The following is a 20954-nucleotide window of genomic DNA, read 5'->3' as shown; positions in this document are numbered from 1 at the left end:
TTTCATAAATGAATATTCTCAAAACCAGCTCAGCTGCATTATTTATTGTAATAATTTGTACAATTATATCTTGCAAAGATGATAGTGTCCTTTCTAAATCAAAAGAAAGAGATGAAATGGAATTAAAGTTTATTAATGAGTGATATTCTAAAAATGTCTGACCAGATTAGCTGTGATAATGCTGCTGATTGGCGAATAGTTCCAATTGGAGCCAAAGGCTGTGGTGGGGCAAGTAGTTTTATCGCATACTCAGCTAAAATAGATACTGCATTATTTCTTCAAAAGGTAGAACAATACACGCAGAAAGAAAAAGCATTTAATGAAAAATGGAAATTGTATTCAGATTGTGCATTGATACTAGCGCCCAAACGTATTGAATGCGCAGACGGTAAACCGAAATTGGTGTATTAAACACTCTTGAAAACATGATTTTAGCAAGCACAATCAAATGCTTGCTTTTTTTGTGAAAAATTATTATATTTTTATTTAGACTTAATCTAAATAATGTATATTTGAATTGTGGTTTTGAAAGTATTCAACATTATATTTTGGTTAGTTTTTGTTGATTAATAAGTCCTGTTTGCCCGCATTAATGTGTGCGGGTAAATCAGGCACTATCGTTCAATTTAATTATTTTCTTATGTGTAAAACATTAGTTCTCGCTCAAAATGAAAATATAACAATCGCACAATGTTGTAACTGTCGTGTTTTAAATATTTGGAGGGCAGGATTACTCATGAACTTTTCATTTGAACAATTTGATATTTTTTACTGTGCAACCAAAAAACTTGAATTTAATAATTATATAGAAAACCGACCTGATGGTAAAGAGGTTGTAATTCTTTCAACACCATTTCCTGATATTAGCTTGGTATTTACCAGAGAGGAGTGGCGGGAATTTTTTGAGAAAATTGAAGAGGCAACTTTTATGCAAAGGGTTTATGAGCTTGTGCATAATTAAAATTGACGATAATAAAAAAATCCCGTTCTGAAATTAATCAAAACGGGATTTTTTTATTTGGATTAATGAATAAAGATAATTACAAGAGTTTTTATTAAACCCTATCTCTTTGTTCTTTTATCCTTATTCTTAAAGTGCAGCCTTTGCAGCAGCGTCTCTTCTAATAATATTTAAAGCACCACCGGCTACAAACCATTCAATTTGCTGGGCATTGTAACTATGATTAACAGCGAACTGCTCTTCAGTACCGTCTGCATGGTGTAAAACCAATATTAACGGTTTATCTGGTGCAAATTCCGTTAAGCCTAAAATGTCGATAATATCGTCTTCTAAAATTTTATCGTAATCATCTTTATCGGCAAAGGTTAAACCTAACATACCTTGCTTTTTAAGGTTAGTTTCATGAATACGGGCAAATGATTTTACCAATACAGCACGAACACCCAAATGACGAGGTTCCATAGCGGCGTGTTCACGAGATGAACCTTCACCATAGTTTTCGTCACCAACTACAATTGAACCAATACCAGCGGCTTTGTAATCACGTTGAGTAGCAGGAACAGGACCATATTCGCCAGTTAATTCATTTTTAACATTATCCGTTTTATCATTGAAGTAATTTACTGCGCCGATAAGCATGTTGTTAGAAATGTTATCTAAATGCCCACGGAATTTTAACCACGGACCCGCCATAGAAATATGGTCGGTTGTACATTTACCTTTAGCTTTAATCAAAAGTTTCAAACCTTTTAAATCTGTTCCTTCCCAAGGTGTAAAAGGATCTAGTAACTGTAAACGGTGCGAAGTCGGAGAAACCAAAACCTCTACTGATGAACCATCAGCAGCAGGAGCCTGAAAACCTGCATCTTCTACCGCGAAACCTTTTGTAGGCAATTCATCACCAGTAGGTGGGTCTAATTTTACCTGCTCGCCTTTATCGTTTGTTAAAGTATCTGTTAATGGATTGAAACCTAAATCTCCTGCAATTGCAATTGCAGCAACCATTTCTGGCGAAGCAACGAAAGCAAAAGTATTTGGATTTCCATCGGCACGTTTAGCAAAATTTCTATTGAATGAGTGTACAATAGTATTTTTCTCTGCTTTTTCTGCACCTGTTCTATCCCACATGCCAATACATGGTCCGCAGGCGTTGGTAAATATTGTAGCATCTAAATCTTCGAAAGTTTTTAAGAAACCATCGCGATTAGCTGTATAACGAACTTGTTCAGAACCTGGGTTAATACCGAAAGCAGATTTAGTAACCAAACCTTTTTCTATAGCTTGGTTCGCTATAGAAGCTGCCCTTGATAAATCCTCGTACGATGAGTTGGTACAAGAACCAATTAATCCCCATTCTACTTTTAAAGGCCAGCCGTTTTTCTCTGCTTCAGTTTTCATTTGAGAAACCGGAGTAGCTAAATCTGGTGTAAAGGGACCGTTTAAATATGGCTCTAATTCATCTAAATTAATTTCAATAACTTGGTCGAAATAATTTTCAGGGTCTGCGTAAACTTCGTCATCACCTGTCAAATACGCTGCAATTTTATTTGCTTCATCTGCAACTTCATCTCTACCAGTAGCACGTAAATAACGTTCCATACTTTCATCGTATCCGAAAGTAGAGGTAGTTGCGCCAATTTCGGCGCCCATATTACAAATGGTTCCTTTACCTGTACAACTTAAGTTAATGGCACCATCGCCAAAATATTCTACAATTGCACCTGTACCACCTTTTACGGTTAAAATACCGGCAACTTTTAAAATAACATCTTTAGCAGACGTCCAGCCGTTTAACTTACCTGTTAATTTTACACCAATTAATTTAGGAAATTTTAATTCCCATGGTAAACCAGCCATAACATCACATGCATCAGCACCGCCAACACCAATTGCAACCATACCCAAACCACCTGCATTAACAGTGTGCGAGTCAGTTCCAATCATCATTCCACCCGGGAATGCATAATTTTCTAAAACAACCTGGTGAATAATACCAGCACCTGGTTTCCAGAAACCAATACCATATTTATTTGATACAGATGATAAGAAGTCAAAAACTTCAGCACTTTCTGTTTTTGCATGAGGCAAATCTATTGCAGCACCTTCTTTAGCCGTAATTAAGTGATCGCAATGAACAGTAGATGGTACTGCTACTTGCGGGCGACCAGCTTGCATAAATTGCAAAAGCGCCATTTGAGCAGTTGCATCCTGCATTGCTACACGGTCTGGTGCGAAATCTACATAATCAGTTCCGCGAGAAAATGCTTTTTTCGGATCTCCGTCCCAAAGGTGAGCATACAATATTTTTTCAGATAATGTTAAAGGTCTGCCAACTACTTTACGAGCTGCATCAACGCGGCTACCGAAGTTTGCATACACCTTTTTAATCATGTCTATATCAAAAGCCATCGATTTTATTGGTTAAAAGGTAATACTTCTATTCTAATAGCTGCGAATTTACAAAAAAAATGCACCTCTTACAGTCATACCAGGATCATTGTATTATTTGGAAGAATTCTAAATAGAATATGATAATCATTATCAAATTATCTTGAAGCGCAATGCCTGTTTTTCAATTAAAGTTTGTTCCCGCTTTCTCTACAAGTCCTCGCTGCGCTGCGGGCTTTTCGTTCAATCGGGGCTAATAACTTCGGGTTAGTGTTAATAGGAATGGTTGGTCAAACAGTGTTCAATACCGAACGCAAATGTTCGGAAACGAACATTTTAGAAATGAGAATTTTCTTAAAATGTTACTGTTTAGGCCGTTATGTTGTTGGCACAACAATCGCTAATTATTAAAGCGTTGAAAAAGTAAAACCTTTATCAGAGAAATATTTTAAAACCTTAGGTAATGCATACGCTAAACGGTCAAATGCTTTTAAACTATCGTGAAAAACTATAATCGAGCCATTTCTAGTATTTTTTATCACATTTTGATAGCATTTTTCAGGAGCAAGCTTTTGGTCAAAATCACCACTTAGAACATCCCACATTACAATTTGTGGCGATGTGTTGTGTGTTTTGTGTTGCTTGTTACCGGTTTCGGCTTGTAAACCTGTAACTGGTAACTGGTAACTGGCAACTAACTTCTTAACCTGGCTTTTTTTTATCCTTCCGTAAGGTGGACGGAACAGGTTTGTTTGGGTTAATTGCTGGCATTTTAAAGCATTTTGAACATAGATTTCATCATCGGTTATCCATCCTTTAAGATGATTAAAAGTATGGTTTCCGATAGCGTGACCATCCTTTTTTACGCGATTAAAAACTTCCGGATGTTTAGTTATATTATCGCCAATGCAAAAGAAAGTCGCTTTAGCATTAAAAGCTTTTAAAGTTTTTAATACAAAATCTGTAACATTGGGTATAGGTCCATCGTCAAAGGTCAAATAAATAACTTTTTCGGTTCGGGGTTTACTCCATAATAATGATGGATAATACCATCTAAGCAGAAGCGGCGATTTGACCAGGTACATTACATCAAAGTTAGTAATTGCCCGGATAGATTGAAATTATTAAAGTTGTTTATATAGATTTGAAACAAATTATGAAAATGTTTACCCAAACAAAGTTTTTTACAGGCGCTACGTTATTGGTTGCTCTAAGCTTTAGTCAAGCTGTTAAGGCGCAAGAAGTAATTACTATCCAACAAGCGGTTGATAATACCTTGAAAAATAACCTTACCATTAAACAGGCTCAGTTTAGTGCTGCTATAACTGATGAGAATTTAACGCAATCTAAATATGCTTTGTATCCAAACTTAAATGCCAGTGTAAATCCAAATTTAACTTTCGGTCGTGGTTTGGATCAAACCACTTTCCAAGTTACCAATCAAACATCTTTATTTACAAGTGGTAATTTAAGTACCAATGTTGATTTGTTTCAGGGTTTCTCTAAAATTAATCAGATAAAACAGAACAAACTACTGCTACAGGCAGATCAAACGAATGTAGAGAAAGTTAAAAACGATTTAATCTTGAATGTTGTTACAGCTTATCTTCAGGTTTTGTATAACACTGATTTAGAACGGGCATCCAAAGAACAATTGGATATTGCGAATAAAACTTTAGTTAGAGAAAATGCTTTACTTGATGCAGGTAATAAAACCTTAGCCGATGTTTCTCAGGCAAAATCGCAGGTTGCAACCGCTGAACTTAACTTAACAAATGCCCAAAATGCACTTTCAATTTCTTACCTAACTTTGGGTCAGCTTATGGAAATGCAGCCAAGTCAAAAATTTGTTGTTCAGGCACCTTTAATTGATAATTTAAAGGCTGTAACTACAACAGCAGGTACTGAAGAAATTTATAATAATGCATTAAATATATTTCCTGATATAAAACTGGCGAACCTAAGATCGCTTGCTGCTAAACAAGCTATAGCTGTTGCAAAAGGTGCTTATGCTCCATCGTTAAGTTTAGGTGCCGGAATTAATACCTCTTATTCTTATCAGTTTAACTATGCTGGCGCATTTCCTCAATCATCATTTGCAGATCAGATTAATCAGCGTTTAGGTCAAAGCATTGGAATGAGTTTGCAAATTCCAATTTTCAACGGATTTACTGCACGTTCGAACGTTCGTAGAGCGAAAATTACATATAACAATACATTAACTAGCGAGCAGCTTGCCAAAAATAATTTAAATAAAGTTATTTTTCAGGCAGCAACAGATTTAAAAGCAGCTCAAAGTCGTTACGGCTCAACACAAAATGCTTTTAATGCTCAAAAAGATGCATTTTACGTTGTTGAACAACGTTATAATGTTGGTTTAGTTAACTCATTGGATTTTAGTACAGCACAAACCAATAGAAACAAAGCTGAAATTGATTTTATACAAGCTAAATACGACTTATTATTCAGGGCCAAAGTTATTGACTATTATTTAGGTAAACAGATTACTTTTTAAGCCAAAAGACCAAGGAATAACATCTGTAAAATCATTTTACCAGTGTAATCATCCCGAAGAAAAACAATTTAACAATTAACCAATCGTACAATACATTAAACAATTATGAAACTAAAGCACATTTTAATTACCATTGGTGTTATCCTGGTTGTTCTAATCGGATTAAGACTTGCCGGTGTTATTGGCGGCGATAAAACCGAAAAAGTAACTACAGAAAAAGCATCTGATAGAACCGTTGTTGAAACCGTAACGGCTAGTGGTAAAATACAACCTGAAACAGAAGTAAAATTAAGTTCTGAAGTATCGGGCGAAGTGGTTGAACTTAAAGTTAAAGAAGGAGATATTGTTAAAGCCGGACAATTACTTTGTAAAGTTAGACCAGATGTATTGCAATCGGGTTATGAAAGAACAGTTGCTTCATTCAATGCTCAAAAAGCAAGTGTTGCTGCAGCTCAACAACAATTAATTCAAAACCAGGCAAATTTTGTCAATTCAGAAGCTACTTACAAACGTAATGTTGAATTATTCAACAAAAAGGTAATTTCAGCATCCGAATTCGATGCTGCCAAAGCTGCTTATTTAACAGCAAAAGCAAATTTAGCAAGTGCTAAAGAAAATGTTACCGGAGCTAAATTTACACTGCAGCAAACAGGTGCAAATGTAAAAGAAGCGGGTGCAAACTTAGCTAAAACTACAATTTACGCTCCTGTAGATGGTGTGGTTTCAAAATTATCAATAGAACTTGGCGATCGTATTTTAGGTACTTCACAAATGGCCGGAACTGAGATTATGCGTATTTCGAATTTATCATCAATGGAAGTGAATGTAGATGTTAATGAAAACGATATTACACGAGTTAAAGTTGGCGATAAAGCTTCAATTGAAGTTGATGCATTTTCTGATAAAAAATTTAGAGGTTCAGTTACTGAAATTGCAAGTTCATCAACAGCCGTAGGAACCACAACTTCTACTTCTGTAGATCAGGTAACAAACTTCTCGGTAAAAATCAGAATTACTGAAGAGTTATCTGGTAAACAACAATCAATTTTCCGTCCGGGCATGTCTGCAACAGTTGATATTGAAAGTGAGTCTTTAAAAGGATTATCCGTTCCAATTCAGGCCGTTTTTACCGATAGTAAAAATAAATCTGTCGATGCTTCTGCAACTGCAAATAATCAGGAAAATGGCGACAAGCAAAAATCAAAACTGGCAGATAAAACTGTTAAGCAGTTTGTTTATGTTTACGATGCTGCAACCAAAAAAGTTAAGCAAAGTGAAGTAAGTACAGGAATTCAAAATGATCAATTTATAATCGTAAAATCAGGCATCAAGGCTGGTCAGGAGATCGTTACAGGACCATATTCTGCTATTCAAAACAAGTTAAAAGATGGAATGGTGGTAGAGAAAACCACTAAAGACCAATTGTTTAGCAAAGACGCCAAAAAGTAAGGTATAATTAATCGCAAGAAATACTATCTTGCAATGTGTAAGGTATAATATAAGGTTTGGGGTGTAAGATTTAAGGTTTGAGGCAAATAGTCTAAGCCATAAGCCTTACACCTTTTACCATTTAGCTTACAGTTTTACCTTAAAACCTTTTTAATCATGATACCTAAAATAGCAATGATTGGTGGCGGAAGCTGGGCAACTGCCATTGTAAAAATGCTATCCGATAATTTAACGGAAAAAGAAATTTATTGGTGGATGCGCAATACCGAAGCAATCGACCACATCAAAAAGTTTAAACATAATCCACATTATATAAGTTCTGTTGAGATTAAATTATTACCAGATAATATCTCATCAAACATACATAGCATTATAGAAGAAGCAGATTATGTTATTTTGAATGTGCCTGCTGCATTTATAAAAGATACGCTTTCAAGTATCACTGCCGAAGATTTAAAGGGTAAAAAAATAGTCTCTGCAATTAAAGGAATTGTTCCTGAAGATAATTTAATAATCGGCGAATTTCTGCATGAAATATATGGTATCCCTTATCACGATATTCTTGTGGTAAGCGGTCCTTGTCACGCAGAAGAAGTTGCATTCGAAAAACTTTCATACTTAACCATCGCTTGTACAGATTTAAAAAAGGCATCAAACTTCGCCTCTTTTTTAAATACCAGGTATATTAAAACTAATGTTTCTGATGATATTTTTGGAACAGAATATGCAGCGGTACTGAAAAATATTTATGCAGTAGCCAGTGGAATTTGTCATGGAATTGGTTATGGCGATAATTTTCAGGCCGTTTTAATTAGTAATGCTATCCGAGAAATTAAGCGGTTTGTAGATGCTGTTCATCCAATAAACCGTGATATTATGGAGTCTGCTTATTTAGGCGATTTGTTGGTAACAGCTTATTCGCAATTTAGTAGAAACCGAACTTTTGGCAATATGGTAGGGAAGGGCTATACCGTAAAATCCGCTCAGTTGGAAATGAATATGGTAGCTGAAGGATATTACGCCGCAAAATGCATGCATATTAAAAATAACGAGCACAATGTGGAAATGCCTATTTGTAAAGCGGTTCATAACATTTTATATGAAGGTAGGTCGCCTCATATTGAGATGAAATTACTTGCAGAGAAGCTAAATTAATTTTGAATCCCCAGTCGTATATTTCTTACAGCGTTAATAAATTAATACCTAAAAAACCAGTAGATTTATTTAAAATTAGAAGCTATTGAATTTTTAATTTTAGTAAACTTTAAAACTGTTTCATGCTGAAACAAAATCTAATCCTAAACGTTATTCATTCAAATAAAATATAACTGTCATGAAAAAGAAATTTGCAATAGGATTGTTATCAATCGCATTAATTGGTGGTTTAACCCTTAATGTAAACGCACAAGAAAAGAAAACTGAGGTTGGTAAAACTTTAGATAAAACTGGTAAAGCAATTGGTAAAGGTGCTAAATCTGTTGGTAATAAAACTGCTGAAGTTGCCGTTAAAGGTGGTTCGAAAGTAGCTGATAAAACCTGGAAAGGTAAAATGGCACCAGATGGCTCTGATGTGTACATCAACTCAAAAAACGAAAAATATTACGTAAACTCTAAAGGAGCAAAAATTTGGTTAAAACCAAGTCAAATTAAAACCAGAGTTGAAAAGAAGTAATTAAAAGTTAAATTTAATAGAAAAGCATGATTGAATATTCAATCATGCTTTTTTTGTATTTATACAATTTGACCGTATAAATCGAAATCTTCAGCTCTATCTATTTTAACATTAACGAAACTTCCGTTAGCAGCGTAGCCGGTATAGGCGTTGATAAGCACCTCATTATCAACTTCAGGTGAATCAAATTCTGTTCGGCCGATGAAAAATTCTCCTTCTTTTTTATCGACCAAAACTTTAAAGGTTTTACCAACTTTTTCCTGATTAATATCGAAAGATATACCCTGTTGAATTTCCATAATATCATCAACGCGTTGTTGTTTTACTTCATCCGGAATATCATCAATTAAGGTGTGTGCATGCGTTTTTTCTTCATGAGAATAAGTGAAACACCCTAATCTATCAAATTTTGTTTCAGCAACCCAATCTTTCATCTCCTGAAAATCATATTCAGTTTCACCAGGATAGCCACATATCAACGTAGTACGCATAGCAATATTTGGAACCTTATCTCTAATTTGATTCACTAAATCGATCGTTTTTTGTTTGGTTGTACCTCTACGCATTGACTTCAACATGTTGTCGGTAATGTGCTGCAGTGGCATATCCAAATACTTGCAAATATTATCTCTCTCGTTCATGGCATCCAAAATTTCCATTGGGAAACCCGAAGGGTAAGCATATTGTAAACGAATCCATTCAATTCCAGGAACATCAGATAAACGGCGCATCAACTCATCTAATTTACGAACACCGTATAAATCTAAGCCATAATAAGTTAAATCTTGCGCAATAAGAATGAGTTCTTTAGTGCCGTTTTTAGCGAGAATTTTAGCTTCGTTAATCAATTCTTCCATTGGCTTGCTTAAGTGTTTACCACGCATAAGTGGTATAGCACAAAAAGAACAAGGACGATTACAGCCTTCTGCAATTTTGAAATAAGCAAAATGAGATGGTGTTGTTAGTAAACGCTCGCCAATAAGCTCGTGTTTGTAATTCGCACCTAATTCATGTAAAATATTTTGTAAATCATTTGTGCCAAAAAATGCATCAACGTTTGTAATTTCTGATTCTAACTCTGGTTTGTACCGTTCGGATAAACAACCTGTAACCACAACCTTTCCAATTTTTCCAGCTGCTTTTAAGTCGCTGAATTGCAGGATAGTATCGATAGATTCTTGTTTAGCATTATCGATGAAGCCGCAGGTGTTAATTACAACGATATCATCTTTACCCATTTTATCAGATTCGTGTACAACATTTAAGTTATTACCACGAAGCTGTCCCATTAAAACTTCCGAATCATATATATTTTTTGAACAACCTAACGTAATCACATTGATTTTAGGTTGCTTAATTAATGGCTTACTTTTTATTATTTTGGTATTCATATCGTTGATAGCACAGGGTCAATTTTCCTTCGGTTTGATTACACTGATGTAGGATTGCACAGATTTAGGATAAGACAGAATTCGGTCCTATACTACAAATCTGTTTATTTCACAGCTTGAGTTTCCAAAGTTAATTAATAATCCTGTTTTAATATTGCTTGCTTTTAAATAAGAAATAACTTGACTTTTGAATAACTTAGGTTGGAAACCTGCTACTGCTTTTAATTCAACTATTACTTTATTTTCTACAACTAAATCACAGCGAAATTTTCCAATTATTTGATTTTCGAATTCAACTGCAAATTCTTTTTCAATACAAAATTCTAAATTGGCTTTATGGAGTTTGATTTTTAAAGCATTAGCATATATCTTCTCAGGAAAACCTGGTCCGATTTGGGTGTGAATTTTATAGCAGAAACCTATAATAATTTGCGTTAACTCACGATTTTCGTAAACTTCCATTCCTGAAATTACTAAAAATCAGTGAAATCTTCCAATCATTGAAATCACACACGAAGTGCTAAAAATTATAAAAATCTCTACTTAAACAAACTATTCACAAACTCTTTCTTATCAAAAAGCTGTAAATCACCTATTTTCTCGCCAACGCCAATATACTTTACAGGAATTTTAAATTGATCTGAAATACCTATAACCACGCCACCTTTAGCTGTGCCATCTAATTTTGTAATGGCTAGGGCATTTACATCAGTTGCCTCTGTAAATTGTTTACACTGCTCAAATGCGTTTTGCCCGGTAGATGCATCGAGTACCAATAAAATTTCATGAGGTGCATTCGGAACAACCTTTTGCATAACTTGTTTGATTTTACCAAGTTCGTTCATTAAGCCAACTTTGTTGTGTAAACGACCCGCCGTATCAATAATTGCCACATCCTCGCCGCTGGCCACTGCAGATTGTAAGGTATCAAAAGCAACTGAGGCAGGGTCGGAACCCATCGGTTGAGCCACAACACGAACGCCAACACGCTCGCCCCATAGTTTTAGTTGGTCAACAGCAGCGGCACGAAATGTATCAGCAGCACCTAAAACAACTTTAAGGTTTGCTTCTTTTAGTTTGTGGGCAAGTTTACCAATTGTTGTAGTTTTACCTACGCCATTTACGCCAACAACCATTATCACATAAGGCTTGTGGTCGCCATATTCAAACTGGCGAAAATCGTTGCTGTTGTTTTCTGATAAAAGGAGTTGAATTTCATCACGAAGAAGAAAATTTAGTTCGGATGTATTTAAGTATTTATCTTTTGATACCCTTTCTTCAATACGTTTGATAATTTTTAATGTAGTACTTACGCCAACATCGGATGTTACGAGTACTTCCTCTAAATTATCTAACACTTCATCATCAACAGAAGATTTTCCTGCAACTGCTTTTGTTATTTTATTAAAGAAACCATCTTTGGTTTTTTCCAAACCTTTATCCAAAGCTTCCAGAGCTTCAGGTGCATTTTCTTTTTTTTTGAAAAAATCGAATAAGCCCATTAGTGTTTATATTTTTCTAAGAATTGGGTAGGTAGAGTGCAGGTTTTGTGCTATTGACATAAAGGTAACCAAATATTTCTAAGGCATAATTTTATATAACAAAAAAAGCCCTCCCGATAAATACGGAACGGCCTTTAATATTTTAATTAAAAATATTAACCTTATTTAGATGCGATAGCATCTTTTACGTGGTCGTTATGTACGATAAGTTCTTTGAATGAATAAGCACCAGTTTTTGGTGACTTAACCATTGTAATTACTTTCGAATATTCTTTACCTGTACCTGTTTTAAGGGTTGCAACTACTTTCTTTGCCATGTTTTCTAAAAATTTTTATGATTGAATTAGTGGATGTTAGAATGAGTGAGTATGAAATTCAATCATTCAATCAATCTATCATTCAATTATTTTATCTCTTTGTGTACGGTTACTTTTCTCAATACCGGATTGAATTTTTTCAATTCTAATCTTTCTGTAGTGTTTTTACGGTTTTTGGTAGAAATATATCTAGACATACCGGGCATGCCACTTTCTTTATGTTCAGTACATTCTAAAATAACCTGAACTCTGTTACCTTTTTTTGCCATTTTAATATAAATTGAAAACTGTTAATCTCAACAGTTAATGTTTTTTACAAAAATCCTTTTTTTACGAAACGGTTAATCGCTTCGCTAATGCCTACTTTATTGATGGTTTTTATCGCTGAAGTAGAAACTTTCAACGTAATCCAACGGTTTTCTTCAGGAATATAAAATTTCTGAAGTTGTAGGTTTGGGTAAAATTTGCGTTTGGTTTTAACGTTTGAGTGAGAAACGTTGTTACCTACCATTGCTTTTTTTCCTGTTAAATCACAAACTCTTGACATGACTTGTAAATATAGTTGTTAATATCGTCCGCTTAATTTTTTTAAGAGTGTGCAAATATCTGAATAATAATTGTAAACGGCAATAGTGTAGCCAAATATTTTAATATATTTTTAAAATGGTTATTAAGTATATATTTTGATACGATTTCATCATTTCAAGTATTAATATTTATTTAAATTAGCCGGTACTAAATAAAAAAATCATCGAGCAAATGCAAATCACATCTTTTAAGCAGTACGAAGAAGATTATAAAAAAAGTGTAGAAAATCCTGAACAGTTTTGGGGAGAGGTTGCACAAAATTTCCAATGGCGTAAACCTTGGTATAAAGTATTATCATGGAATTTCAAAGACCCAGAAATTAAATGGTTTGAAGGCGCAAAATTGAATATAACAGAAAATTGCCTGGATAGACATTTGGCGGCTAATGGAGATAAGCCCTCTATTATTTGGGAGCCAAATAATACTGAAGAAGAGTCTGTTACTTATACTTATAAAATGCTTCATGAACGTGTTTGTCGTTTTGCAAATGTTTTAAAAAGAAACGGAGCTAAGAAGGGCGACCGCATTTGCATTTATATGCCAATGGTGCCTGAATTGGCAATTGCGGTTTTAGCTTGCGCAAGAATTGGTGCGGTACACTCGGTTATTTTTGGTGGTTTTTCTGCAAAATCAATCGCCGATAGAATTAATGATTCACAATGTAAATTAGTAATTACCGCTGATGGCGCTTATCGTGGAAATAAACAAATTCCTTTAAAAGAGGTAATTGATGATGCATTAATTGGTTGCCCAACTGTAGAAAAATGTATTGTTTTAACACATGTTCGTACACCGGTTTCGATGTTAAAAGGCAGAGATGTTTGGTGGGAAGATGAAGTGAAACATGTTAACGATATCTGCGAAGCGGAAGAAATGGATGCGGAAGATATGTTATTTATTCTTTACACATCAGGCTCAACTGGAAAACCAAAAGGCGTTGTGCATACTTGTGGCGGTTATATGGTTTATGCAGGTTATACTTTTACCAATGTTTTTAATTACAAACCTGGTGAAGTTTATTTTTGTACAGCTGATATTGGCTGGATTACAGGACATTCATACATCGTTTACGGGCCACTTTCGCAGGGAGCAACTTCAGTTTTGTTCGAAGGAATTCCAACTTATCCAAATCCATCGCGTTTCTGGGATATTATAGAAAAACACAAGGTAAATACGTTGTATACTGCTCCAACGGCCATTCGGTCGCTGATGAGTTTTGGAGAAGAACCGCTAATCGGAAAAGATTTAAGCTCTATTCGTGTATTAGGCTCGGTAGGAGAGCCAATTAATGAAGAGGCATGGCATTGGTTTGATGAAAAAATTGGACATGGTAAGGCACCTCTCGTTGATACCTGGTGGCAAACGGAAACTGGCGGCATCATGATTTCTCCAATTGCAACGGTAACGCCAACAAAACCGGGTTTTGCCACTTTACCATTACCTGGTATTCAACCAATTCTGGTTGATGAACATGGCAAAGAAATCGAAGGCAACGGCATAAGCGGAAATCTTTGTATAAAATTCCCCTGGCCTGGTATGTTACGTACAACCTACGGCGACCATGAACGATGTAAGCAAACTTATTTTTCTACTTACGAAAACTTATATTTTACGGGTGATGGTTGCCTGCGTGATGAAGATGGCTATTATAGAATTACAGGCCGCGTGGATGACGTTCTTAACGTTTCGGGCCATAGAATTGGTACAGCTGAAGTTGAAAATGCAATAAACATGCATGCCGGAGTAGTTGAAAGTGCAGTTGTGGGTTACCCGCATGATGTTAAAGGTCAAGGAATTTACGCTTTTGTTATCAATCCGGAAATGCATGGTGAAGCCGAATTAACTAAAAAAGATATTTTACAAACTGTAACTCGCGTTATTGGCGCAATTGCTAAGCCTGATAAAATATTATTTGTTTCAGGTTTACCAAAAACACGTTCAGGGAAAATTATGCGGCGGATTTTGAGGAAAATTGCCGAAGGTGATACAGGGAATTTAGGCGATACATCAACCTTGCTTGATCCGGCGGTAGTTGATGAAATTATTGAGGCGGCGAAAAAGCAATAATTTTTAATTAGGTTAAACAAAAAATGCTTCCCAGATTTTGGGAGGCATTTTTTTTGATTTAATTGGTTTTTTAATAACCTGCGTTTTGTACTAAGTTTTTGTTTGCATCCATCTCTCTTTGAGGAATTGGAAATACTAAGTTGTTTGCATTCCATGCGATAGAACCAATATTAGTTTGCGTTCTTTTTGCATCGTGTAAAGCAAAACCTTCGAAAGCAAGTTCTAGTTTTCTCTCGTTTAAAATATCTGCTAAGGTTGCAGTTGTTGTTGTTAAACCAGCTCTGCTTCTTACAACAGCTAAATCCTGTAAAGGCGTTCTGCCTCCAACCGGAGCAGCGGGTGCTAAACGAACATTAGCCTCAGCTCTAATCAAATACATTTCTGATAACCTCATTACAGGAACATTTCCATATACATTTGCATACTTTGATGTGAACATATCGCCATCATCATAAAAAGCATTTATTCTATCATCGTTAGCTGCATAAGTGCTGGTAATCCAAGCTTGAGAAATTACCGCATCGCCTCTACCTCCATAGGTTGATGAACCATAAAATTCATTAAAGCCATTAAAACCTGTTAAAGTTGTAACCTGCATAGCGAAAATATCTTCAGATGAATTGACACCGGGCGTTGAACCCATTGCCGGAAAGGCATCAATAAAGGCAGCATTTAAAGAATAATTATTCGAGGTAATTACTCTATTTGCTGCTGCTGCTGCTGCCGCATAATTTCCCATTTGTAAATATAATCTTGCAAGCATACCTGCTGCCGATGATTTTGTTGCGAAAAACCCATTTGTTGCAGGTAATTTAGCTTCTGCATCAGTTAAATCAGTAATTGCTTGCGTATAAACTGCTGCTACAGTTGCTCTGCTAACATAGCTTGCATCAGTTATAGCAGTTGTTGGTGTTAAAACAATAGGCACACCTAAGTTTGTTGCTGGGCTCCCATCATTATAAGCCTTACTAAATAGCCTAACCAATTCAAAGTAAGAAGCGCCTCTTATAAATTTGGCTTCACCTTCTACTTTGTTCTTTTTAGCCGCATCAACTTTAGCAATAGCTGCAATTACATTATTAGCATCGTTAATAGCTGTATAACCATCGGCCCAAACATTATCAACAAATGTGTTTGTTTTTAAAAGTGATTTATTGATGGTTTGAGTAAGCTCTTCATAAGTACCATACCATTCAATTGCGTTAGTATTGGCTAAAAAATCGGCCATTAAAAACGGTCGACCTCCGTAAAAGTTTCTACTTCCAAAAGCAGAGTAACTTCCCACCAAAGCAACTTCAACATCTTTAGAGGTAAGTAAAGCCTGGCTTTGTTCGATAGTATCTACAGGGTTAATTTCTAAGGCCTTTTTGCAAGAAGATGCTGCAGATAAAAGCATTGATGCAAATATTAATTTATATATATATGTCTTTTTCATAATGATTCTCTTTTTGAAATTATAGGCCAATGTTTATACCGAATGATATTACTCTTGGTTGTGGAGCTGAATAGAAATCTACACCTTGATTAATATTTGTAGATTGATAATCGGCGTTTACTTCTGGATCCCAGCCTTTGTAACCTGTAATTGTTGCTAAGTTTTGCGCTGTAGCAAAGATCCTCAGTTTGCTTAATTTAATTTTGCTTAAAACCTCAGGAGTGAATGTATAACCTAATGTTAAAGTTTTTAAGCGAATGTATTTACCGTCAGACAAATATCTTGTAGAGTTTCCAACTCCGTTAGCATAAAACAAACGTGGTTCTGGAACCAAAGTGATATCGCCTGGTTTATCCCAATAAGCCATTTGGTCGGCAGTTTGGTTATCATAACCATTTGATGCACTTGCGCTCATATATTGCCCGCCAGCATTAAAAATTTTGTTTCCACTTACACCTTGCAAAAACACACTCAAATCAAAGTTTTTGTAAGTGAAAGAGTTGTTTATACCGAAGATATATTTAGGATTTGGATTGCCTGCAAAAATTCTTTGTGCTTGGTTAATGTCGTTTGTTGTAGTCCGATTTACATTACCATTAGCGTCAACCGTGTTTAAGTAATATATTGCATCACCATTCGCAGGATTTACGCCCGCATATTCTGGTAAATAAAACACACCAATTGGTTGACCAGCTATTGCGGCATTGATCTCGTTTGTATTTAAAACCTGTCCACCTAAATCGGTTATTTTATTATTATTTATCGATGCAGTTAAAGCGGTTGACCACTTAAATGCGCCAACAAAATTCTCCGTATTTATGCCTAATTCATAACCTGTATTTGTTAGTTTACCTAAGTTTTGGGTTTTAATAGAGAAACCAGTTGTTTGAGGAATTGGAACATTTAATAATAATTCAGTAGTTTTTTTCTGATAGTAATCAAACGTGCCCGTAATTCTGTTTTTAAGAATACCGAAGTCTAAACCAAGATCTAGTTGAGTTGTTTTTTCCCAGGTTAAGTCAGGATTAGCAATTTGAGAGGGGATTTGTCCTGCAGAACCTCCATAAGCACCTGTTCCACTAAATAAACCGCGAGCAGAATAATTACCAATTTGTGCATTACCAGTTAAACCATAACTTGCTCTCACTTTTAATAAGCTGATGGTTTCGCTCGTTTTTAAGAAATCTTCTTCTGATGCAATCCAAGCTAATGAACCTGCAGGAAAGTAACCATATTTATTGTTTGCACCGAAACGTGATGAACCATCTGCTCTAACACTAAAACCAACTAAATACCGATCGTTATATTTATAATTCGCTCTAAAGAAATAAGATAAGAAGCTAAATGCACTTTCATTACTCGTTGCAGTAACTTTAGTAGCCGCACTTCCTAATTTAATGTAAGAATCACTTGGGAAATCCTGGCCCTCTATAGTACTATATTTTGTTGTCGATTTCTGATAACTTGTTCCTAAAATGGCATCAAATTTACCTTTATCGCCAATATTTGTGTTATAACTAAAGAAGTTATTGGTGTTGGTATTAATAACAAAAGTCGAAATATTTAAACCATCGCCATTTGATGTTCCTGTATTTCTAAACGTTAAAGCACCATAATAGGCCTCTTCATTTTGATTTAAGTTATCAATAGAAAATTCGGTGCTGAATTTTAATCCTTTAGCTAAATTAACATTTGCAAAGGCTTTACCAATTGTACGGTAAACAGTTGCTTTGTAAGATGAATTATCAATGCCAATAAAGGGATTGTAGTAAACAGGGTAGTTAGATGCAGCTCCTGGTAAAGTTCCACTAATTAAGCCAGAACGAGGATCGATGAATGGTGTAATTGGAGATAAAGCAACTGATTGTAACGGACTAGAAAAAGCGTTATCATTCGATAATCTATTGTTTATGCTATTCGAGAAATTTAAGTTTACACCGACCTCAATAAAGTCTGTAACCTTATTGGTTAAATTTAATCTACCGCTATAACGTTTGTAACTGTTTCCAACAATAATACCTTGTTGATCTAAAGCTTGACCACCAATATAGAATTTTGTTTTTTCGTTACCGCCGGTTAAATTTAAATCGTATTGCTGTGTAACTGGATTATTTTGAAAAGATGCAGCTTCCCAGTTTGAGTTTATTTTATAAGTTTGATAATCGGTATTACCCGCCGAATAGCGAGTCAATCTGCTTTCTACGCTAGCCGAATATGCTGCTTTAGCTGCTGCTAAAGTTGCGTAATCGCCGTTTAAAAAATCTTGATTTGCAGCACCATCACCAGCTCTACGTAGAATTTGAACATACTGCTGTGCATCTAAAAATTCTCTATGGTTTGATGGAGTACTAATACCACCTAAAGCACTAAAATTAATGGTTGTTTTACCAACTTTACCTTGCTTTGTGGTTATTAAAACCACACCATTTGATGCCCTTGCCCCGTAAATAGCTGATGCAGAAGCATCTTTTAATACCTCGATAGATTCAATATCGTTTGTGTTGATGTCTGCTAATGCGCTCGTTGGTGCAGATGTGCTTGACAAATCTCCTGAAGTTATAGGAATGCCGTCAACAATATAAAGTGGTTCGCTACCCGCAGTTACGGATGCAGCACCCCTAACTCTTACTGTAATACCTTGACCAAGTTTACCATTTTGAGCAGATATTAAAACACCTGCTGCCTTACCTTGCAAAGCTTGCTCAAATGAAGTTACAGGAAGATTTTCTAAATCTTTTGCACTTACTGAAGACTGAGATCCTTTTAAATCACGCTTCGATTGCGTACCATAACCAACCACAACAACATCAGTTAAGGTTGTATTTTCTTCTTCTAGGCTTGCATTAATCGTTGAGCCACTTACTGCAACTTCTTTACTTTTATAGCCAATAAAACTAATAACGAGTATTTTTGTGTTAGCAGGAACAGATAGTTTGTAAACTCCTGATGCGTCTGTTTGTGTGCCAATTGCTGGCGACCCTTTTACTGAGATACTGGCACCGGGAATTGGTTCAGCAATTGGTGTGGTTATCTTTCCGCTAATCACTTTGTCTTGAGCAAAGACAAAAGAAATTACACAAAAAGATAAAAAGAAACTTAATAGTAGTTTTTTCATCAAATTTTAGGTTTTAGTTAATAATGTTTTACTTTAAATAGGAATGATATTTAAATGTAACACAAATAATAGCTAAAAAATAATGATGGATATTATTTTTTGATGATCGAAAGAATTTTATTGTATTTGAAACAATGTGTAATTATTATTTGTTGATTAATAACAAAAACAAATAGTAAAACATATAAAACGATAGCAACATGGATAAGTTAGAATTAAAAGGCAAATGGAATGAGATAAAAGGCAAGGTAAAACAAGCCTATGCTGAATTAACTGACGATGATTTAAAACATGAAGAAGGTCAGGATGATGAGTTATTGGGAAAATTGCAGCAGAAAACAGGCAAAGGAAGAGATGAATTAGTGAAATGGATTAATTCATTATAAATAAATTTATAAAGTGTAATAAAAACAGGCAATCAATTACGGTTGCCTGTTTTGTTTAATAACAATTTATTATGGCAGATATCGCTCAAAGATTTACACAAAACCCAATTCTATCGCCAAAAGATTTAGTGCCTAGTTATGAAGGTTTAGAAATTGCCTGTCTTTTGAATCCGGGAGTGTTTAGATTTGAGAATAAAATCTGGTTGCTTATCCGTGTAGCAGAAAGACCTCAGCAAAAAGACGGCGTAATTTCTTTTCCAATTTTGAAAGATAATGGAATTGAAATTATCGAAATAAAGGAAAGTGATCCAAATCTGATAGCCAGCGATCCTCGTGTAATTAATTATAAAGGTGTAGATTATTTAACAACACTTTCTCATTTAAGGTTATTTTGTAGTGAAGATGGCCTAAATTTTTATGAACCCTCAGATTATCCTTTGTTACAAGGTGAAGGATCTGATGAAACATTTGGCATTGAGGATTGCCGGGTTGCTTTAATTGAAAAAACTTATTACCTAACGTTTACGGCAGTTTCAGAACATGGTGTAGGTGTCGGCATGCGAACAACTAAAAATTGGAAATCTTTTGAAAAACATGGTATGATTATTCCGCCGCATAATAAAGATTGTGCAATTTTTGAAGAAAAAATAAGTGGAAAGTTTTATGCGCTTCATCGACCAAGTAGCGTCGGTTTAGGCGGCAACTACATTTGGCTTGGCGAATCTCTCGATGGTATTCACTGGGGAAATCATAAATGTATTCTTAAAACACGAAAAAATAAATGGGATAGTGAACGTGTTGGTGCTGGTGCAGCGCCAATTAAAACCGATAAAGGCTGGCTTGAAATTTACCATGGTGCCAATGCCGAGAACCAATATTGTTTAGGCACCTTTCTTATGGATTTATATAACCCGTCAAAAGTTTTAGCCCAAACAGATGAACCTATTATGAAACCAACGGAAGATTACGAATTAAATGGTTTTTTTGGTCAGGTTGTTTTTACCAACGGACATATTATTAATGGGGATGAACTAACAATTTATTACGGTGCATCAGATGAATTTGTTTGTGGCGCTCAATTCTCTATTCAGGAAATATTATCCAAATTAATTTATAACATTACCGAATAAGTATTTCAAATTTTAGACTATCCAGACCAAATGTTAGA

The 20954-nt window shown here is 35.2% G+C and carries 19 protein-coding genes; 9 read left to right on the top strand and 10 right to left on the bottom strand.

The genetic code is table 11. The annotated features are described in order from the left end of the window. The first annotated feature begins 135 nt into the window (after positions 1-135). Entirely contained in the window at positions 136-411 is a 276-nt protein-coding gene (locus IEV50_RS00245; RefSeq protein WP_188411212.1) for a hypothetical protein, read from the top strand. Positions 412-640: 229 nt separating this feature from the next. Then, positions 641-961, top strand: coding sequence for a hypothetical protein (locus IEV50_RS00240; RefSeq protein ID WP_188411210.1), 321 nt, complete (start codon positions 641-643; stop codon positions 959-961). Positions 962-1090: 129 nt separating this feature from the next. Here the strand turns inward: IEV50_RS00240 and IEV50_RS00235 are convergent, their stop codons facing one another. Both IEV50_RS00235 and IEV50_RS00230 read right to left on the bottom strand, forming a co-directional pair. Beyond that, positions 1091-3370: an aconitate hydratase gene (locus IEV50_RS00235; RefSeq protein ID WP_188411208.1), complete on the bottom strand. Its 2280-nt coding sequence runs from the start codon at positions 3368-3370 to the stop codon at positions 1091-1093. Between the two features lie 386 nt (positions 3371-3756). Then, complete coding sequence (locus IEV50_RS00230) at positions 3757-4434, bottom strand: polysaccharide deacetylase family protein (RefSeq protein ID WP_188411206.1); 678 nt, start codon at positions 4432-4434, stop codon at positions 3757-3759. 71 nt (positions 4435-4505) lie between these two features. On the opposite strand from IEV50_RS00230, the gene IEV50_RS00225 reads away from it, so the two are divergent. From IEV50_RS00225 to IEV50_RS00210, 4 genes are all read left to right on the top strand, one after another. Continuing rightward, positions 4506-5864, top strand: coding sequence for a TolC family protein (locus tag IEV50_RS00225; protein ID WP_188411204.1), 1359 nt, complete (start codon positions 4506-4508; stop codon positions 5862-5864). A 105-nt stretch (positions 5865-5969) separates the two neighbouring features. After that, entirely contained in the window at positions 5970-7313 is a 1344-nt protein-coding gene (locus tag IEV50_RS00220; RefSeq protein ID WP_188411202.1) for an efflux RND transporter periplasmic adaptor subunit, read from the top strand. Between the two features lie 156 nt (positions 7314-7469). Next, a complete protein-coding gene (locus IEV50_RS00215) occupies positions 7470-8468 on the top strand; it encodes an NAD(P)H-dependent glycerol-3-phosphate dehydrogenase (RefSeq protein WP_229746564.1) in 999 nt (332 codons plus the stop codon). A 178-nt stretch (positions 8469-8646) separates the two neighbouring features. Continuing rightward, a complete protein-coding gene (locus IEV50_RS00210) occupies positions 8647-8985 on the top strand; it encodes a hypothetical protein (protein ID WP_123204625.1) in 339 nt (112 codons plus the stop codon). A 59-nt stretch (positions 8986-9044) separates the two neighbouring features. Here the strand turns inward: IEV50_RS00210 and rimO are convergent, their stop codons facing one another. The 6 genes from rimO to rpmB form a co-directional block, all read right to left on the bottom strand. Continuing rightward, complete coding sequence (rimO, locus tag IEV50_RS00205; protein ID WP_188411199.1) at positions 9045-10376, bottom strand: 30S ribosomal protein S12 methylthiotransferase RimO; 1332 nt, start codon at positions 10374-10376, stop codon at positions 9045-9047. An 87-nt stretch (positions 10377-10463) separates the two neighbouring features. Then, positions 10464-10838: a GxxExxY protein gene (locus IEV50_RS00200; protein WP_188411197.1), complete on the bottom strand. Its 375-nt coding sequence runs from the start codon at positions 10836-10838 to the stop codon at positions 10464-10466. A gap of 77 nt (positions 10839-10915) precedes the next feature. Continuing rightward, positions 10916-11878 carry a signal recognition particle-docking protein FtsY gene (gene ftsY / locus IEV50_RS00195; RefSeq protein ID WP_188411195.1) on the bottom strand — a complete coding sequence of 321 codons (963 nt, stop codon included), beginning with the start codon at positions 11876-11878 and terminating at the stop codon, positions 10916-10918. Positions 11879-12039: 161 nt separating this feature from the next. Further along, entirely contained in the window at positions 12040-12195 is a 156-nt protein-coding gene (locus IEV50_RS00190) for a DUF4295 domain-containing protein (protein WP_010599808.1), read from the bottom strand. Positions 12196-12281: 86 nt separating this feature from the next. After that, positions 12282-12464: a 50S ribosomal protein L33 gene (rpmG, locus tag IEV50_RS00185; protein WP_010599807.1), complete on the bottom strand. Its 183-nt coding sequence runs from the start codon at positions 12462-12464 to the stop codon at positions 12282-12284. A gap of 44 nt (positions 12465-12508) precedes the next feature. Beyond that, entirely contained in the window at positions 12509-12742 is a 234-nt protein-coding gene (gene rpmB / locus IEV50_RS00180) for a 50S ribosomal protein L28 (protein ID WP_025145121.1), read from the bottom strand. Between the two features lie 200 nt (positions 12743-12942). On the opposite strand from rpmB, the gene acs reads away from it, so the two are divergent. Next, the gene (gene acs / locus IEV50_RS00175) at positions 12943-14850 is read left to right on the top strand and encodes an acetate--CoA ligase (RefSeq protein WP_371870261.1); all 1908 of its coding nucleotides are present in this window, start codon (positions 12943-12945) and stop codon (positions 14848-14850) included. A 70-nt stretch (positions 14851-14920) separates the two neighbouring features. Here the strand turns inward: acs and IEV50_RS00170 are convergent, their stop codons facing one another. Together IEV50_RS00170 and IEV50_RS00165 are read right to left on the bottom strand one after the other, a co-directional pair. Next, positions 14921-16285, bottom strand: coding sequence for a RagB/SusD family nutrient uptake outer membrane protein (locus tag IEV50_RS00170; protein ID WP_229746562.1), 1365 nt, complete (start codon positions 16283-16285; stop codon positions 14921-14923). Positions 16286-16304: 19 nt separating this feature from the next. Further along, positions 16305-19400: a SusC/RagA family TonB-linked outer membrane protein gene (locus IEV50_RS00165; RefSeq protein WP_188411193.1), complete on the bottom strand. Its 3096-nt coding sequence runs from the start codon at positions 19398-19400 to the stop codon at positions 16305-16307. Between the two features lie 200 nt (positions 19401-19600). Between IEV50_RS00165 and IEV50_RS00160 the strand changes: the two genes are divergently transcribed. Together IEV50_RS00160 and IEV50_RS00155 are read left to right on the top strand one after the other, a co-directional pair. Next, positions 19601-19786 carry a CsbD family protein gene (locus IEV50_RS00160; RefSeq protein ID WP_109926271.1) on the top strand — a complete coding sequence of 62 codons (186 nt, stop codon included), beginning with the start codon at positions 19601-19603 and terminating at the stop codon, positions 19784-19786. 71 nt (positions 19787-19857) lie between these two features. After that, on the top strand, positions 19858-20916 hold the full coding sequence (locus IEV50_RS00155; protein WP_188411191.1) for a glycoside hydrolase family 130 protein: 1059 nt from the start codon (positions 19858-19860) through the stop codon (positions 20914-20916). Positions 20917-20954: the final 38 nt, after the last annotated feature.

The organism is Pedobacter mendelii (assembly GCF_014635725.1).
In the GTDB taxonomy this organism is placed as follows: domain Bacteria; phylum Bacteroidota; class Bacteroidia; order Sphingobacteriales; family Sphingobacteriaceae; genus Pedobacter; species Pedobacter mendelii.
The sequence above is the reverse complement of the archived record's forward strand: the minus strand, read 5'-3'. Positions and strand labels throughout refer to the sequence as shown.

What these genes read in the sequence shown, in the direction of transcription:
- IEV50_RS00245 (WP_188411212.1), top strand. Translation starts at nt 136, where the DNA reads ATGAGTGATATTCTAAAAATGTCTGACCAGATTAGCTGTGATAATGCT.
- IEV50_RS00240 (WP_188411210.1), top strand. Translation starts at nt 641, where the DNA reads ATGTGTAAAACATTAGTTCTCGCTCAAAATGAAAATATAACAATCGCA.
- IEV50_RS00235 (WP_188411208.1), bottom strand. Translation starts at nt 3,370, where the DNA reads ATGGCTTTTGATATAGACATGATTAAAAAGGTGTATGCAAACTTCGGT.
- IEV50_RS00230 (WP_188411206.1), bottom strand. Translation starts at nt 4,434, where the DNA reads ATGTACCTGGTCAAATCGCCGCTTCTGCTTAGATGGTATTATCCATCA.
- IEV50_RS00225 (WP_188411204.1), top strand. Translation starts at nt 4,506, where the DNA reads ATGAAAATGTTTACCCAAACAAAGTTTTTTACAGGCGCTACGTTATTG.
- IEV50_RS00220 (WP_188411202.1), top strand. Translation starts at nt 5,970, where the DNA reads ATGAAACTAAAGCACATTTTAATTACCATTGGTGTTATCCTGGTTGTT.
- IEV50_RS00215 (WP_229746564.1), top strand. Translation starts at nt 7,470, where the DNA reads ATGATACCTAAAATAGCAATGATTGGTGGCGGAAGCTGGGCAACTGCC.
- IEV50_RS00210 (WP_123204625.1), top strand. Translation starts at nt 8,647, where the DNA reads ATGAAAAAGAAATTTGCAATAGGATTGTTATCAATCGCATTAATTGGT.
- rimO (WP_188411199.1), bottom strand. Translation starts at nt 10,376, where the DNA reads ATGAATACCAAAATAATAAAAAGTAAGCCATTAATTAAGCAACCTAAA.
- IEV50_RS00200 (WP_188411197.1), bottom strand. Translation starts at nt 10,838, where the DNA reads ATGGAAGTTTACGAAAATCGTGAGTTAACGCAAATTATTATAGGTTTC.
- ftsY (WP_188411195.1), bottom strand. Translation starts at nt 11,878, where the DNA reads ATGGGCTTATTCGATTTTTTCAAAAAAAAAGAAAATGCACCTGAAGCT.
- IEV50_RS00190 (WP_010599808.1), bottom strand. Translation starts at nt 12,195, where the DNA reads ATGGCAAAGAAAGTAGTTGCAACCCTTAAAACAGGTACAGGTAAAGAA.
- rpmG (WP_010599807.1), bottom strand. Translation starts at nt 12,464, where the DNA reads ATGGCAAAAAAAGGTAACAGAGTTCAGGTTATTTTAGAATGTACTGAA.
- rpmB (WP_025145121.1), bottom strand. Translation starts at nt 12,742, where the DNA reads ATGTCAAGAGTTTGTGATTTAACAGGAAAAAAAGCAATGGTAGGTAAC.
- IEV50_RS00170 (WP_229746562.1), bottom strand. Translation starts at nt 16,285, where the DNA reads ATGAAAAAGACATATATATATAAATTAATATTTGCATCAATGCTTTTA.
- IEV50_RS00165 (WP_188411193.1), bottom strand. Translation starts at nt 19,400, where the DNA reads ATGAAAAAACTACTATTAAGTTTCTTTTTATCTTTTTGTGTAATTTCT.
- IEV50_RS00160 (WP_109926271.1), top strand. Translation starts at nt 19,601, where the DNA reads ATGGATAAGTTAGAATTAAAAGGCAAATGGAATGAGATAAAAGGCAAG.
- IEV50_RS00155 (WP_188411191.1), top strand. Translation starts at nt 19,858, where the DNA reads ATGGCAGATATCGCTCAAAGATTTACACAAAACCCAATTCTATCGCCA.